Annotated in this window: 9 protein-coding genes; 5 read left to right on the forward strand and 4 right to left on the reverse strand. The window is 70.5% G+C overall.

Annotated elements, in window-relative coordinates; all coding sequences use genetic code 11:
• Window positions 1-217 precede the first annotated feature (217 nt).
• The 3 genes from ACTZQ5_RS02370 (at window position 218) to ACTZQ5_RS02380 (ending at window position 6,129) form a co-directional block, all read left to right on the forward strand.
• Window positions 218-1,291, forward strand: coding sequence for a serine hydrolase (locus ACTZQ5_RS02370; protein WP_443583703.1), 1,074 nt, complete (start codon window positions 218-220; stop codon window positions 1,289-1,291).
• A gap of 448 nt (window positions 1,292-1,739) precedes the next feature.
• Window positions 1,740-4,493 carry a DNA polymerase I gene (polA, locus tag ACTZQ5_RS02375; RefSeq protein ID WP_443583547.1) on the forward strand — a complete coding sequence of 918 codons (2,754 nt, stop codon included), beginning with the start codon at window positions 1,740-1,742 and terminating at the stop codon, window positions 4,491-4,493.
• 121 nt (window positions 4,494-4,614) lie between these two features.
• Window positions 4,615-6,129, forward strand: a complete 1,515-nt coding sequence (locus tag ACTZQ5_RS02380) for a lipopolysaccharide biosynthesis protein (protein WP_443583548.1) — start codon at window positions 4,615-4,617, stop codon at window positions 6,127-6,129.
• Window positions 6,130-6,403: 274 nt separating this feature from the next.
• On the opposite strand, the gene purH is transcribed toward ACTZQ5_RS02380, so the two are convergent.
• The 4 genes from purH to ACTZQ5_RS02400 form a co-directional block, all read right to left on the reverse strand.
• Window positions 6,404-7,966 carry a bifunctional phosphoribosylaminoimidazolecarboxamide formyltransferase/IMP cyclohydrolase gene (gene purH / locus ACTZQ5_RS02385; RefSeq protein WP_443583549.1) on the reverse strand — a complete coding sequence of 521 codons (1,563 nt, stop codon included), beginning with the start codon at window positions 7,964-7,966 and terminating at the stop codon, window positions 6,404-6,406.
• Between the two features lie 77 nt (window positions 7,967-8,043).
• Entirely contained in the window at window positions 8,044-9,777 is a 1,734-nt protein-coding gene (locus ACTZQ5_RS02390) for a heparinase II/III family protein (RefSeq protein WP_443583550.1), read from the reverse strand.
• Complete coding sequence (gene rpe / locus ACTZQ5_RS02395) at window positions 9,774-10,430, reverse strand: ribulose-phosphate 3-epimerase (RefSeq protein ID WP_443583551.1); 657 nt, start codon at window positions 10,428-10,430, stop codon at window positions 9,774-9,776. Before rpe ends, ACTZQ5_RS02390 begins: the two co-directional genes overlap by 4 nt.
• A 61-nt stretch (window positions 10,431-10,491) precedes the next feature.
• Window positions 10,492-11,790, reverse strand: a complete 1,299-nt coding sequence (locus tag ACTZQ5_RS02400) for an RsmB/NOP family class I SAM-dependent RNA methyltransferase (RefSeq protein ID WP_443583552.1) — start codon at window positions 11,788-11,790, stop codon at window positions 10,492-10,494.
• Between the two features lie 59 nt (window positions 11,791-11,849).
• Between ACTZQ5_RS02400 and ACTZQ5_RS02405 the strand changes: the two genes are divergently transcribed.
• Together ACTZQ5_RS02405 and ACTZQ5_RS02410 are read left to right on the forward strand one after the other, a co-directional pair.
• Window positions 11,850-12,020, forward strand: a complete 171-nt coding sequence (locus ACTZQ5_RS02405) for a DUF1674 domain-containing protein (RefSeq protein ID WP_443583553.1) — start codon at window positions 11,850-11,852, stop codon at window positions 12,018-12,020.
• A gap of 59 nt (window positions 12,021-12,079) precedes the next feature.
• Window positions 12,080-13,915 (forward strand): AsmA family protein, encoded by a 1,836-nt coding sequence (locus tag ACTZQ5_RS02410; protein ID WP_443583554.1) that lies wholly within the window; start codon window positions 12,080-12,082, stop codon window positions 13,913-13,915.
• Window positions 13,916-13,980: the final 65 nt, after the last annotated feature.

Below are 13,980 nucleotides of genomic sequence, written 5' to 3' on the forward strand. Positions count from 1 at the left end.
CCATAGTGTCTGTCCCGTCTCGATCGAAGGCGGCGTCAACGGATGGCGGCGCGCGATGTTGCGTCGCGCAACTCGCCGCGCCGCAGCCGCGCTTCGTCGCAGCGCGTGGCGGTGCCGGTTTCCGCAAACCATTCCCCAGCTAAGGATTGCAGGCGTTGCGAAGCGGGGCCTCAGCCACAGTATGACAGCGTACGGCCGGGTGGCCACCACGATCCTGATTGTCGGAACCTGCGCCTGGACGGCGGCGTGCAGCTCGCCGTCGCGGCCGAGCGGCAGCGGGCCTGCGCCGGCGGTGTCGCCACCGGTCGAGGTGTCGATCCCCATCCCCGCCGCGGCACCGCCGGCGCATCGCGTCGCGCCCGCGCAACTGACCGCGTCGATCGACGCGCTCGCCCGCAATTTCGACGGCAAGTTCGGCATCGCCATCCGCGCGGTCGACGAAGGCTGGACCGTCACCTCGCCCGGCGCCCGCACCCGGATGCCGCAGCAGTCGGTCAGCAAATTGTGGGTCGCGATGACGCTGATGGACCTGCGCGACCAGGGCAAGGCGCGGCTGGACGATCCGGTCGTGGTCCGGCCGGAGGACCTGACGCTGTTTCACCAGCCGATCGCGATGCTGGTGAAGGGCGACGGCTATCACACCACCGTCGGCGAATTGCTCACCCGCGCGCTGACGCATAGCGACAACACCGCCAACGACCGGCTGCTGACCTATGTCGGCGGCCCCGCGGCCGTGCGCGCGATGATCGAGCGCAAGCAGCTGGGCGATATCCGCTTCGGTCCCGGCGAGCGGCTGCTCCAGTCGAAGACCGCCGGCCTCACGTGGAACCAGGCGATGGCGCAGGGCGGCGGCTTCGAGGCGGCGCGCTCGCGGCTCGATCCGGCGGTGCGGACCGCGGCGCTCGACGCCTATGTCAACGATCCGCCCGACGGCGCCGCGCCGCTCGCCATCGCCGATGCGCTGGCCCGCCTCGCCCGCGGCGAGTTGTTCACCGAAACCTCGACGCGCATCCTGCTGGATACGATGGGCGCCTCGGTCACCGGCCGCGCCCGCCTGCGCGCCGCGCTGCCGGCGGGGTGGAAGATCGCGCACAAGACCGGCACCGGGCAGGACCTCGGCACCCGCAACGCCGGGTTCAACGACGTGGGCCTGCTCACCGCACCCGATGGCCGCCGCTATGCGATCGCGGTGATGATCGGCGACAGCCGCCGGCCGATCCGCGAACGCCAGCAGCTGATCCAAGCGGTGGCCGCCGCGGTGGCGGATTACGCCGGGGGATCGCGCGCGTAACGTCTCTTCGTCCGCGCTCCACGCCAAGGCAGGACCATCGCATATGGCTTGTCTGATCCCGGGTGATGTTCCTTAATCCTCCGTCATGCCGGGCTTGGTCCGGCATCCACCGTGCCGCACACCCATACGCTATGGATTTGCGGCACCGTGGACCCCGGAACAAGTCCGGGGTGACGACGGATACTGGGATGGCGTTCCCCTTCGCCCGAAGCCAGTAGCGGTCCCAGCCATATGCGATAACCCTGCCCGCAAGGGGAGGAGGCGCTGCGAAGCGGTGACGGAGAGGGCGTCCAGCGGCGTGGTTGCGGAGACGCCCCGTCCACCCTTCGCCTGCGGGGGCGCCGAGGGACGGTTTAGATGTGGCGCCAAAGCCACACCTCTCCACAGCTTGGCCGCATGCCAAGGATCGGTTGGTGCCGTTCCGCCGATCCGCTAAACGGCATCCACGATGCCCCATCTCTATCTCGTCGACGGCTCGGGCTATATCTTCCGCGCCTATCACCGGCTGCCGCCGCTCACCAACAAACATGGCGAGCCGGTGGGGGCGGTCTATGGCTATACCGCCATGCTGTGGAAGCTCGCCGACGAGCTGCACAAGGCGGAAGGCCCCACCCACATGGCGGTCATCCTCGACAAATCCTCGTCGACCTTCCGCAACCAGATGTACGACCAGTACAAGGCGCATCGGCCGCCGCCGCCGGAGGATCTGGTTCCGCAATTCCCGATGATCCGCGACGCCACCCGCGCCTTCTCGCTGCCGTGCATCGAGGAGGAAGGCTGGGAGGCGGACGACCTGATCGCGAGCTATGCCAAGGCGGCGCTGGCGCAGGGGTGGCAGGTGACGATCGTCAGTTCCGACAAGGACCTGATGCAGCTGATCGAGCCGGGCCTCGACCTCTACGACACGATGAACAACCGCCGGTTGGGTGCCGAGGCGGTGGTCGAGAAGTTCGGCGTCGGCCCGCAGCAACTGGGCGACGTGCTGGCGCTGATGGGCGATGCGGTCGACAACGTGCCGGGCGTGCCGGGCGTCGGCCCCAAGACCGCGGCCAAGCTGATCCAGGAACATGGCGACGTCGAGGCGGTGCTCGCCGCGGCGCCGGCGATGAAGAAGGGCAAGCTGCGCGACAATCTGATCGAGCATGCCGAGGCGGCGCGCCTGTCGCGCAAGCTGGTGGCGCTCGCCTGCGACGTGCCGCTGGAGCATCCGCTGGAAGAGCTGGCGCTGCAGGGCATCCCCGATGCGCCGCTGCGTGCGTTCCTGGAGCATCACGGCTTTAAGACCCTGCTCGCCCGGTTGGGGCAGGTGGCCGACGCGCCCGTCGCGGAACCCGCCGACGTGCCGTTCGAGGCGGACCCGCCATGCGAGCACGATGCCTATGAGACGGTGGTCGACACAGATGCGCTCGACCGCTGGGTGGCGGCGGCGCAGCATCAGGGCTGGGTGGCGATCGACACCGAGACGACCGGCACCGACGCGACGCGCGCCGATCTGGTCGGCGTCAGTCTGGCGCTGGGCGCCAACCGCGCCTGCTACATCCCGCTCGGCCATGGCGGCAGCGACCTGCTGGCCGAGGTGCCGGTGCAGATCGACCGCGGCGAGGCGTTGGCGCGGTTGAAGACGCTGTGCGAGGATGCGTCGGTCCTCAAGATCGGCCACAACCTCAAGTTCGACATGATCGTGCTGGGCCTGTGCGGGATCGGCGTGGCGCCGCACGACGACACGATCGTGATGAGCTTCGACCTCGATGCCGGCCTGCACGGCCATGGCATGGACGAGCTCGCCGCCACGCACCTGTCGCACAGCTGCATCGCGTTCAAGGACGTGGTCGGCACCGGCAAGTCGCAGCGCGGCTTCCACGAGGTCGACCTGAAATCCGCGACCCGCTACGCCGCCGAGGACGCCGACGTCACCTATCGCCTGTGGAAGCGGTTCAAGGCGCGCCTGCCCGCCGAAGAGGCGACGCGCGTCTACGAGATGGTCGACCGGCCGCTGGTGCCGGTGATCGCCCGCATGGAGACGCGCGGGATCAAGGTGGATCGCGAACGCCTGTCGGCCCTGTCGGCGGAGTTCAGCGGCCAGATCGGCGAGCTGGAGACGGTGATCCACGGCCTCGCCGGCGCGCCCTTCACCATCGGCAGCCCCAAGCAACTGGGCGACGTGCTGTTCGAGCGGATGGGCATCAAGGGCGGCCGCAAGGGCAAGTCCGGCGTCTATTCGACCGACGTCAACGAGCTGGAGCGGATCGCCGCCGATAAGGATTCGCCCGGTGCGGATATCGCCGCGCGCGTGCTCGAGTGGCGGCAGCTGACCAAGCTCAAGAACACCTATACCGATGCGTTGCAGAACGAGATCAACCCGCGGACCGGCCGCGTCCACACCAGCTATTCGCTGACCGGCGCGCAGACCGGGCGCCTCTCCTCGACCGAGCCCAATTTGCAGAACATCCCGATCCGTACCGAGGTGGGGCGGCAGATCCGCGACGCCTTCGTCGCGGAGGCCGGCAACGTCATCCTCGCCGCCGACTATTCGCAGATCGAGCTGCGGCTCGCCGCGCACATGGCCGACGTGCCGCAGCTGCGCGAGGCGTTCGCCAATGGCGACGACATCCACAGCCTGACCGCGCAGGAGCTGTTCGGCGAGGTCAACCGCGACACGCGGGCGAGCGCCAAGACGATCAACTTCGCGATCCTCTACGGCATCAGCCGCTGGGGCCTCGCCGGGCGGCTCGATATCTCGGCGGACGAGGCGCAGGCGATGATCGATCGCTATTTCGACCGCTTCCCCGGCATCAAGACCTATATCGCCGAGACGACGCAGAGCGTCCGCCAGCGCGGCTTCACGACGACCTTGTTCGGCCGCAAGACGCACTTCCCGCGCATATCGAGCAAGGTGCAGCACGAGCGCCAGGGCGCCGAGCGCGCCGCGATCAATGCGCCGATCCAGGGGACCAGCGCCGACATCATCAAGCGCGCGATGGTGCGGATGGAGCCGGCGTTGCTCGCGGCGGGGCTGCCCAACGTGCAGATGCTGCTCCAAGTGCATGACGAACTGGTGTTCGAACTGCCCGAAGGGGACGTCGCGGCGGCCAAGCCGGTGATCGAACGGGTGATGGCCGAGGCGGCGGCGCCGGCGGTGACGCTGTCGGTGCCGCTGGGGATCGAGATCGGGACGGGTGCGAGCTGGGGGGCGGCGCATTGATCGTGGCCGTCTCGCGCCCACCCTCACCCTTCCGCGGCTTCGCCGCTCCCTCCCTCTCCCAATGGGAGAGGGAGAAGACGCCGAGGGCGGCGCAGGGTGAGGGCAGCATGCCCGTCTTGCCGTGACCGAAACCAAGGATATCGACGCCCTCGCCAAGGGCGGCCGCACCAACATCGCCGGGTTCGTGCTGCGCCTGGCCGCGCGCATCCCGTTCCTGTTCATCGCCGGGCGGCTCTACGGGCCGGACCTCGTCGGCCGGTTCGCGCTGGCGGTGGTGGTGGTCGAACTCGCCGCGCTGGTCGCGACGCTGGGCCTCAAGCGCGGGCTGGCGCAGGCGCTGTCGGGATCGGACCAGCCGCACGCCTGCGTCGTGTGGGACGCGCTGGCGGTCGCCTTCGTCATGTCGATCGCGGCGAGCGCCATCCTGATCGCCTTTCCGCAGGTGATGTATGCCAACACGCAGGTGACCGGGCTCGACCGGTTCCTGCCCTGCATCATCCTGGCCATCGCCTGGTCGGACGTCAGCCTCGCCGCGCTCGCCTATCGCCACGACGTCAAGGCGGCGGTGACCGCGCGGGCGGTGGTGGAGCCGTGGACGATCTCGATCGCCGCCTGGATATTCTCCTTCTTCACGATCAAGGACGGCCTCGTCCTCTCCTATGTCGCGTCGATGACCGCGGCGCTGATCGCAAGCTTCGTGCCGTTCCTGCGCAGCTATGGCATGCCGCACGGCTGGTCGCCGCAGATCGGGCCGCTGTTCGCCCTCGCCCGCGCCAATGCGCCGCTCGCCGGCGCCGATGCGCTGGAATGGGGCAGCCGCAACGTCGACCGGTTCATCCTGGGCGTGATGTTCGAGCCCAAGATCGTCGGCATCTACTACATGGCGCAGCAGGTCGCCTCGCTGCCGCAGAAGCTGAAGACGAGCTTCGACCCGATCCTGGGGCCGGTCATCACCCGCAGCCTCGCGGTGAACGATCGCGCCGCCATCGCCAACCAGGTGCGGCAGGTCGCCTTCTGGATCATGGCGGCGCAGACCGGCCTCGCGCTGATGGGATCGATCCCGGCGGAAGCGGTGATGGGCGTCGTCGGGCCGCAGTTCGTGGCGGGCAGCGCCGCGCTGGGGTTCCTGCTGTTCGCCGAGGTGCTCGCCTCGACCGGGGCGGTGTGCGAATCGGCGCTGGTCTATACGGCGCGGCACCGCAACCTGGTGATTTCGGTCGTGATGCTCGCGGTGCAGATCGTGCTGAGCTTCGTCCTGATCCTCGTGATGCGCGGGGCGGGCTGGCCGACGACATGGCAGGCGGCGGGGCCGGCGGTGGCGCTGATGGTCAGCGTCGGGCTGACCTCGGTGGTGAAGGCGCGGCTGCTCGGGCACATCCTGTCGGCGCCGGTGTCGCCGTGGCGCTGGCCGCTCCTGTGGGCGGCGGTGGCGGCGATCGTGGTCGGCGGCGCCTTCACCCTGCTGCCGCACCATTTCGAATGGCTGGAGCTGGTCGGCGGCGAGCCCGCGATCGCCGCCACCTACCTCTTCGTGCTGTGGCGCTGGGCGTTCGGCCCCGCCGACCGCGCGCTGTTCGGCAAGATGCCATCCGCGGAGGAAGCGACGCTGCCCAACGTCGGATCGCCGGTGCGGTAGAGGATGACATAGCATCGTCCCGTTCGTGCCGAGCCTGTCTGTAAGACCCAGGCCCTTCGACACGCTCAGGGCGAACGGTGCGGTTAGATCAGCCCAACGTCATCAAACCGGCGGCAGCCCGCCTGCGAAAGGTCACAAAAGTCTCACCGAAGACGGTGTTCCGCGGGCGCGGTGCATGGCGGCGGCGATGAGAAGGAGCGCCGGGCCGAATCGGCCCCGACCCTTCGTTTCACAGCTTCTCCAAATAGGACAGAGGACGCGCGCGCCCTCTGCATCAATGGCGGAAGTGGCGCATGCCGGTGAAGATCATCGCCAGGCCCGCTTCGTCGGCCGCCGCGATCACCTCGTCGTCGCGGATCGAGCCGCCCGGCTGGATGACCGCGGTCGCGCCGGCCTCCACCGCGGCGAGCAGGCCGTCGGCGAACGGGAAGAAGGCGTCCGATGCCACCGCCGAGCCGATCGTGCGCGGCTGCGCCCAGCCCGCCTTGTCGGCCGCGTCCTTCGCCTTCCAGGCGGCGATGCGGGCCGATTCCAGGCGGTTCATCTGGCCCGCGCCGACGCCGGCGGTGGCGCCGTCCCTGGCATAGACGATCGCGTTCGACTTGACGTGCTTCGCCACCGTCCAGGCGAAGCGGCAGTCGGCGAGTTCCTGCGCGGTCGGCGCGCGACGGGTCACGACCTTGAGGTCCCCCGGTACGCCCGCGTCGCGATCCTGTACCAGCCAGCCGCCGGCGATCGTCTTGGCGAACAGGCCGGCGCGGTGGGGATCGGGCAGTTCGCCGGTCAGCAGCAGGCGCAGGTTCTTCTTCGCGGCGAACAGCGCCAGCGCCTCCTCGTCGGCATCCGGCGCGACCACCACCTCGGTGAAGATGCCGGTGATCGCCCTGGCCGTCGCGCCATCCAGCGGCCGGTTGACCGCGATGATGCCGCCGAACGCCGACACCGTATCGCAGGCGAAGGCCTGGGCATAGGCGTCCGCCAGCGTCGCCGCGGTGGCGACGCCGCACGGGTTGGCATGCTTGACGATGACGCAGGTCGGGTCAGCGTCACGAAATTCGGCGGCCAGTTCCAGCGCGGCATCCGCGTCGTTGAGGTTGTTGTAGGACAGTTCCTTGCCCTGCACCTGCCGCGCCTGGCCGATGCCGGCGACACCGTCGTTCGCGGTGTAGAAGGCGGCCGACTGGTGCGGGTTCTCGCCGTAGCGCAGCGATGCCGCGCGCCGCATCGTCACCGGCAGCACCGGCGGGAACGCCTCGCCCTGATCGACCGTGCCGAACCAGCGGGCGATCGCGCCGTCATAGGCGGCGGTGGCGGCAAAGGCCTTGGCGGCGAACAGGCGGCGCTGCTCCAGCGTCGTCTCGCCGCTCGCCAGCGCCGGATAGTCGGCGGGATCGGTCACGATCGCGACATAGGCGTGGTTCTTGGCGGCGGAGCGCACCATCGACGGGCCGCCGATGTCGATATTCTCGATCACCGTGTCGCGATCGGCGCCGCGCGCGACGGTCGCCTCGAACGGATAGAGGTTCACCACCACCAGATCGATCCCGCCGATGCCGTGCTGCGCCATCGCGGCGGCATGATCGGCATCGTCGCGCACCGCCAGCAGGCCGCCATGCACCATCGGGTGCAGCGTCTTGACGCGGCCGTCCATCATCTCGGGAAAGCCGGTGAGGTCCGACACGTCGCGCACGGTGAGGCCGGCATCGCGCAGCGCCTTGGCCGTGCCGCCGGTGGAGACGAGTTCGACGCCCTTGTCGGCAAGCCCGCGGGCGAGATCGACCACCCCGGTCTTGTCGGAGACGGACAGCAGGGCGCGGCGAATGGGTACGGTCGACATGGCGGGTCCTCTAGCGGCGGATCGCCCGGTCGAACAGGGCGGATGTACCTGATCCTCCCCGTGCCGGGGAGGAATGGTCAGACCGCGCGCTTCAATGCCCAGCTGACGTTGGCGCCGCCCGCGGGGGCTTCGCCGCTGACGACGAGCTGCTGCGTCGCGACCGGGCGCCCCTCGCCATCGATCCACAGCGAATCCTCGATGGTGAGCGCGCCGCCGCGGCAGCGGAACTGCCACAGGGCGCCGCCGGGCAGGCGCAGCAGCGCGGCAAGACCGTCGGCGGTCGGCGAGGCCTGCACGCCCTGCCCCAGATGGAAGCGGACGGCGAACGGCACCACGCCGAGCTTGCGCCGGCGCCCCTGCGGCAGCAGCGCATCCTCGCCGCGCAATTCCTTGCCGTCGCCGGTCAGCATCAGCTGGCGGCGGTGGACGAAGCCCCAGCGGCGGACATAGCCGTCGTGGCTCGCCTCGATCCGGCTGGCGACGTCCGATTCCTGGCGCGACAGCTCGACCTCGCCGACGCCGCGGCCCAGCGTGCCGTCGGCGTGGATGGCGGTGGAGTTGGAATCGCCGACGGTCAGCGTCGAATGCGCCGCAGTGGTGCGCAGCCCCTCGGCAATGGCATCGGGCAGCTGGCGCAGGCTTTCGCGCGCACCGCCGCAATTGACCACCAGTCGGGCATCGCCATCGGAAAACTCGAACGCCAGCGTCGAGGCACAGCCCCCCTCGACCAGCCGCGCGATCGGTGGCGGCGCGGCATCGACGATCAGCACCGTGCCGCCGGCGGCGAGCCGCTGATAGCCCCAGTCGCGCGCCTGGCGCAGCGGCCGGGTGCGGATGCCGCTCGCCTCGATCACCGCGGCGAGCGCGTCGGGCGTGGCGGGGCCGCTGCCCTGCCAGCTCGACAGCTGGCGGTCGCCGTGCATCATGCCGAGCAGCGCCGGCACCGCCTTGGCCAGCGCGTTCTGCGCCGCCTGCGGCAGGTCCTCGCGCCGCGCGGCATAGGTTTCGCGCAGCATCGCGAGCAGCATGATCGTGTCGGCGAGCATCGCCGGGCTGCGCGACACCGAGCCGCCATCGTCGCTGAGCCCGCTGGCGATCGCGCGGGCGAGGCCCGCTTCGCCGAAGCTCCTGCGCGGGTCGCCGCCCGGGATCAGCAGCCCGGCGGCGACCACGCCCGACCAGGCGGCGATGCGCTGTGCGCCCGGCGGCGCCTTGTCCGCGCCGCGATCGAGGTGCCGCGCGCCGCGCGCCAGCGTGTTGAGCACGCTCGACCGGTAGACGAGGTCGGTCGACGACAGGATCAGCGGCGCATGCGCCGTCCAGAACAGCAGACGCCGGCCCCACAAGTCGGCCCGCCAGGCGAGCGCATCGACCCGTTCGGCGTAATCGTCGAGCCAGCGCGCCATCAGCGCCTCGGCAATCGGCGCGCCCTGCGCCCGCGTCGCCACCGTCGACAGGTCGCGCAGCCAGGCGAAGCTGTGGACATATTCGGCGAACGGCCGCCCCCAGTCGCCGCGCTTGAAGGCGAGCGTATCGATCGGATGCGTTTCGCCGCGGAAGCTCAATTCACCGCGCAGGATCGCCTGGCCGCGCCGCACGTCGCCGATGACGGGATCGTCGGGCACCGCGATCAGCTTCAGCGGATAGCGCCCCTTCAGGCGCATGGCGTGGATCGGCGTGCGCCAGGTGAGCTTGTGGAAGCGTTCGGACAGGCGCTCGGCGAGGCTGAGCCCCTTGTCGCCGCCGACGCGCATCAGGCGCTTGCCCTCTTCGATGCCATCCGGTTCGCCCTGCGGCGCGATCGCACTCATCCCCGCAGGGCCGCGATGTTGGCGGCATAGGCATCGGGTCCGCCCTTGAACGCCGCCGTACCCGCGACGAGCGCGTCGGCGCCGGCGGCGATGCAACGCGCGGCATGTTCGGCATCCACCCCGCCGTCGACCTCCAGGTCGATGCTGCGGCCGGTGGCATCGATCATCTTGCGGATCGCCGCGATCTTCTTGAGCTGGCTGTCGATGAAGCGCTGGCCGCCGAAGCCGGGATTGACGCTCATCACCAGCACCAGGTCGACCATGTCGATCAGGTAATCGAGCATCTTGGCCGGCGTGGCGGGATTGAGCACGACGCCGGCGCGCTTGCCCAGCCCCTTGATGTGCTGGACCGTGCGGTGGATGTGCGGCCCCGCCTCGGGATGGACGGTGATGCAGTCCGCCCCCGCTTCGGCGAAGGCATCGAGGTAGAGGTCGACCGGCGAGATCATCAGGTGGACGTCGAACGGCTTGGCGGTGTGCGGGCGCAGCGCCTTCACCACCGCCGGGCCGATGGTGATATTGGGGACGAAATGCCCGTCCATCACATCGATATGGATCCAGTCCGCGCCCGCTGCATCGATGGCACGCACCTCTTCGCCCAGTTTGGCGAAGTCGGCGGATAATATGGAGGGGGCGATACGGACCGGCTGCATGACCCCGACTCTGTAGCCTGCTGTCCCTCTATTACAACTGTGCGGACACGACGCGGCGCAGTTAAGCCGTGCGCCGCAGCCGCGCCACGAAGAAGCCGTCGCAGCCGCCCGCATCGGCCAGCATGCCGGGAGCCGTGCGGACATAGCCGTCGGCATGGACCGGTACGCCCGGCGGCAACAGCGCAGGTTCGGGCGGATCGATCGCGTAATCGGGCCGGTCGGCGAGGAAGCGCGACAGCTGCGCCTCGCCCTCCTGCGGTTCGAGGCTGCAGGTCGCAAAGACCAGGCGGCCGCCCGGCACCACCCAATCCGCGGCGCGGGCGAGGATGCGCGCCTGCAATTCCGCCATCTCCGCGATGATGGCGGGATGGACGCGGTGCAGCACGTCGGGATGGCGGCGGAAGATGCCGGTGGCGCTGCACGGCGCGTCGACCAGCAGCGCATCGGCCGGCGCGGGCGGCGCCCATGCCAGCACGTCGGCGGCGATCACCTGCGCCTTCAGCCGGGTGCGGAACAGGTTTTCGCGCAGGCGCTTGATCCGCGCGTTGGAGACGTCGACCGCGGCGACGGCATAGCCCGCGGCGGCGAGTTGCAGCGTCTTGCCGCCCGGCGCGGCGCACAGGTCGATCGCCATGCCCCCGCCCCCCGCCGCCAGCAGCCGCGCCGGGATGGAGGCGGCGATATCCTGCACCCACCACCGCCCGTCGGCGAAGCCGGGCAGTTCGGTGACCGGCGCGGCATCGACCAGCCGGACATGGCCCGGCATAAGGCTGACGCCGCCGAGTTCGCCGACCCAGCGTTCCGTTTCCGCAGGATCGGCGAGCGTCAGGTCGAGCGGCGGCGGCGCGGCGATGGCCTGCGCGGCGCCCTCCACCATCTCCGCGCCCCAGGCTGCTTCCCAGCGCGTCTCCACCGCCGGCGGCAGGGCCGGCACCTCCGGCAGCAGCACGCCCGAGCGGACGATCGCGCCGAAGACGCCATGGACCAGCTTGCGCGGCCCGCCGTCGACCAGCGGCAGCACCGTGGCGATCGCGGCATGATGCGGCGTGCCGAGCACCAGCGCCTGCACCAGCGCGATGCGCAGCGCCATGCGCGCCTTGGCATCGCCCGGCAGCGGGCGCTCCGTGACCGAATCGATCAGCGCGTCGAGATCCGGCAGCCGGCGCAGCACCTCGGCGGCGATGGCATGCGCCAGGCCGCGGTCCGGCCCGTAGACATGGCGGGTGGCGGCGACCAGCGCCTGTTCGAGCGGCTCGCCCCGACGCAGCACCGCATCGAGCAGGCGCAGCGCCGCCCGGCGCGACGGGGTGCCGAGCGGCTCGGCAGGAGCCTTGACAGGCTTGGAGGAGGCAGGGGGCAAAACTTGTGAAACCTCGTGCGGCAAACGATATGCGAACCGCCTTAGACCGGAGAGCCGCCATGGGCCAACGCCCCGCGCATGTGAAGCCGCCCGCCTACCTCAGCAAGACCGTGCCGGTGCCCCAGCCGGAGCCGCAAACCGCGCAACCGCTGCGGGGGGACGACCCGCTCGGCCTCGACCCCACGCGCTACGGCGACTGGGAGCTGAAGGGCATCGCGGTCGATTTCTGACCGAATCGGAACCAGCGGCGCCGACGCGCGTCCACCGATCCATGATAATCCGACCGCGCGTGCGCAGGCGCACTCTCCTGCTGAGCCTCGCGGTCGCGGTGCCGCTGATCCTGGTGCTGATCGTCGGCGCCTTTCCCTACGGCGTGTTGAAGGGACTGGTCGCCGACCGGCTGACGCAGCGGTTCGGGCGGCCGGTGACGATCGCGACGATGGAGCGGGTCGACGGCTTCGGCTTCACGCCGACGATCGCGGTGCGCGGCGTGCGGATCCCGCAGGCGGGCTGGGCGGGCGATGGCGATTTCCTGACCCTGCGCGAGGCGCGGGTGAGCTTTCCGGTCTGGCCGCTCCTCACCGGCACCTTTCGCCCGCGTGACATCTCCGCGGAGGGCTTGCAGCTCGCGCTGGTCCGCGACGCCGCCGGCCGCACCAACTGGGCGCGGCCGGGCAAGCCCGAGAGCGGCGGATCGTCCAACGATCTGAAAGGGTTGATCGTCCGTGACAGTATGATCCGGTACCGCGACGCCAAGCAGGATCGCACGGTGCGTGTCGCCTTTACATCCGATGCGCAGGGGCTGCGGGCGAACGGCACCGGCACGATCCGCGGCACCCCCGTCCGCATCGCGCTGACCGGAGGATCGGTGGCGCAGCCCACGCCCGGTCCGTGGCCGTTCAGCGCGACGATCGAGGGCGATGCGCTGCGCATGCGCGCCACCGGCCGGATGGATCGCCCACTCGACACCGATGCGATGACGCTCGACGTCGACGCCCGCGCCGCCGACCTGCGCCTGATCGATGCGGTGATCGAGGCGGGCCTGTTCGGCACCCAGCCGGTGGCGCTGACGGCGCATGTCCGCCACGACGCGCCGCGCTGGACCGTCACCGATCTGAAGGGGACGATTGGCCGGTCCGACATCGCCGGCCGGATCAGCGTGGACAAGCGCGACGGGCGCACGCGGCTGGACGGCGCGGTCGCCTCCAACCGCTTCGACTTCGACGATCTCTCGTCCGACGAGGGGCTGGCGAAGGGCGCTGCGCAGGAACGCGCGATCGGCCCGCGCGTGGTGCCCGACACGCGGATCGACCTCAGCAATCTCGCCCATACCGACGGTCGGATCGCGGTGAGGGTCGCACGGGTCTTCAGCCGCAACGGCGGCACCTCGGTGACGGGCATCGAAGGGGTGCTGGCGCTCGACCGGCAGCGTCTCACCGTCCAGCCGCTCACCATCCGTCTCGCGGGCGGCACGGCGCGCGGGCTGGTGCGCGTGGATCAGCGAAATGGCGCCACGGTGCCGACGCTCACGCTCGACCTCAGGCTGGCGGGCACGCGCGTCGCGGCGCTTGCCGGGACCGATGGGGCGTTCACCGGGCGGATCGCGGCGCATGCGCGGCTGACGGGGCGCGGCGAGACGATCCGCGCGGCGGTCGGCCGGTCGGCGGGGCGGATCGGCTTCGTGGTGCGCGACGGGACGCTGCCGGAACGCTATGCCGCCGCACTGGGCTTCGATGCGGGGCGGGCGCTGCTCGCCGGCAGCGACGACCGCGCGCGGCTGCGCTGCGTGATCCTGGCGCTGCCGGTGGCCGGCGGCGTCGGCACGGCGCGACCGCTGATCGTCGACACCAGCGCCAGCCAATTGCGCGGCACCGGCACCATCCGCTTCCCCGCCGAGCGGATCGACCTGAGGCTGACCGGCGCACCCAAGGGCAAGAGCCTGCTGCGCCTGCCCGGTGAGGCGTTCATGACCGGCACGCTGAGCGACCCGGTGCTGACCGTGCCGCCGCAGGTGAAATCGGTCGGCAACGTCCTGAAGGCGATCGGCCGCGCGATCACCGGCCACGAGGGGCCAAAGGCCACCGATGCCGATTGTGCCACCCTCGCCGCCCGCGCGTTACGCTGACCCGCTCAAGCGCGGCAGGCGGTTTCCGCTCGCCGTGCCGTACCGTCACCGCTAGGATCGCCGCC

The sequence above is a fragment of the Sphingomonas cellulosilytica genome, from assembly GCF_052321755.1.
Classification (GTDB): Bacteria; Pseudomonadota; Alphaproteobacteria; order Sphingomonadales; family Sphingomonadaceae; genus Sphingomonas.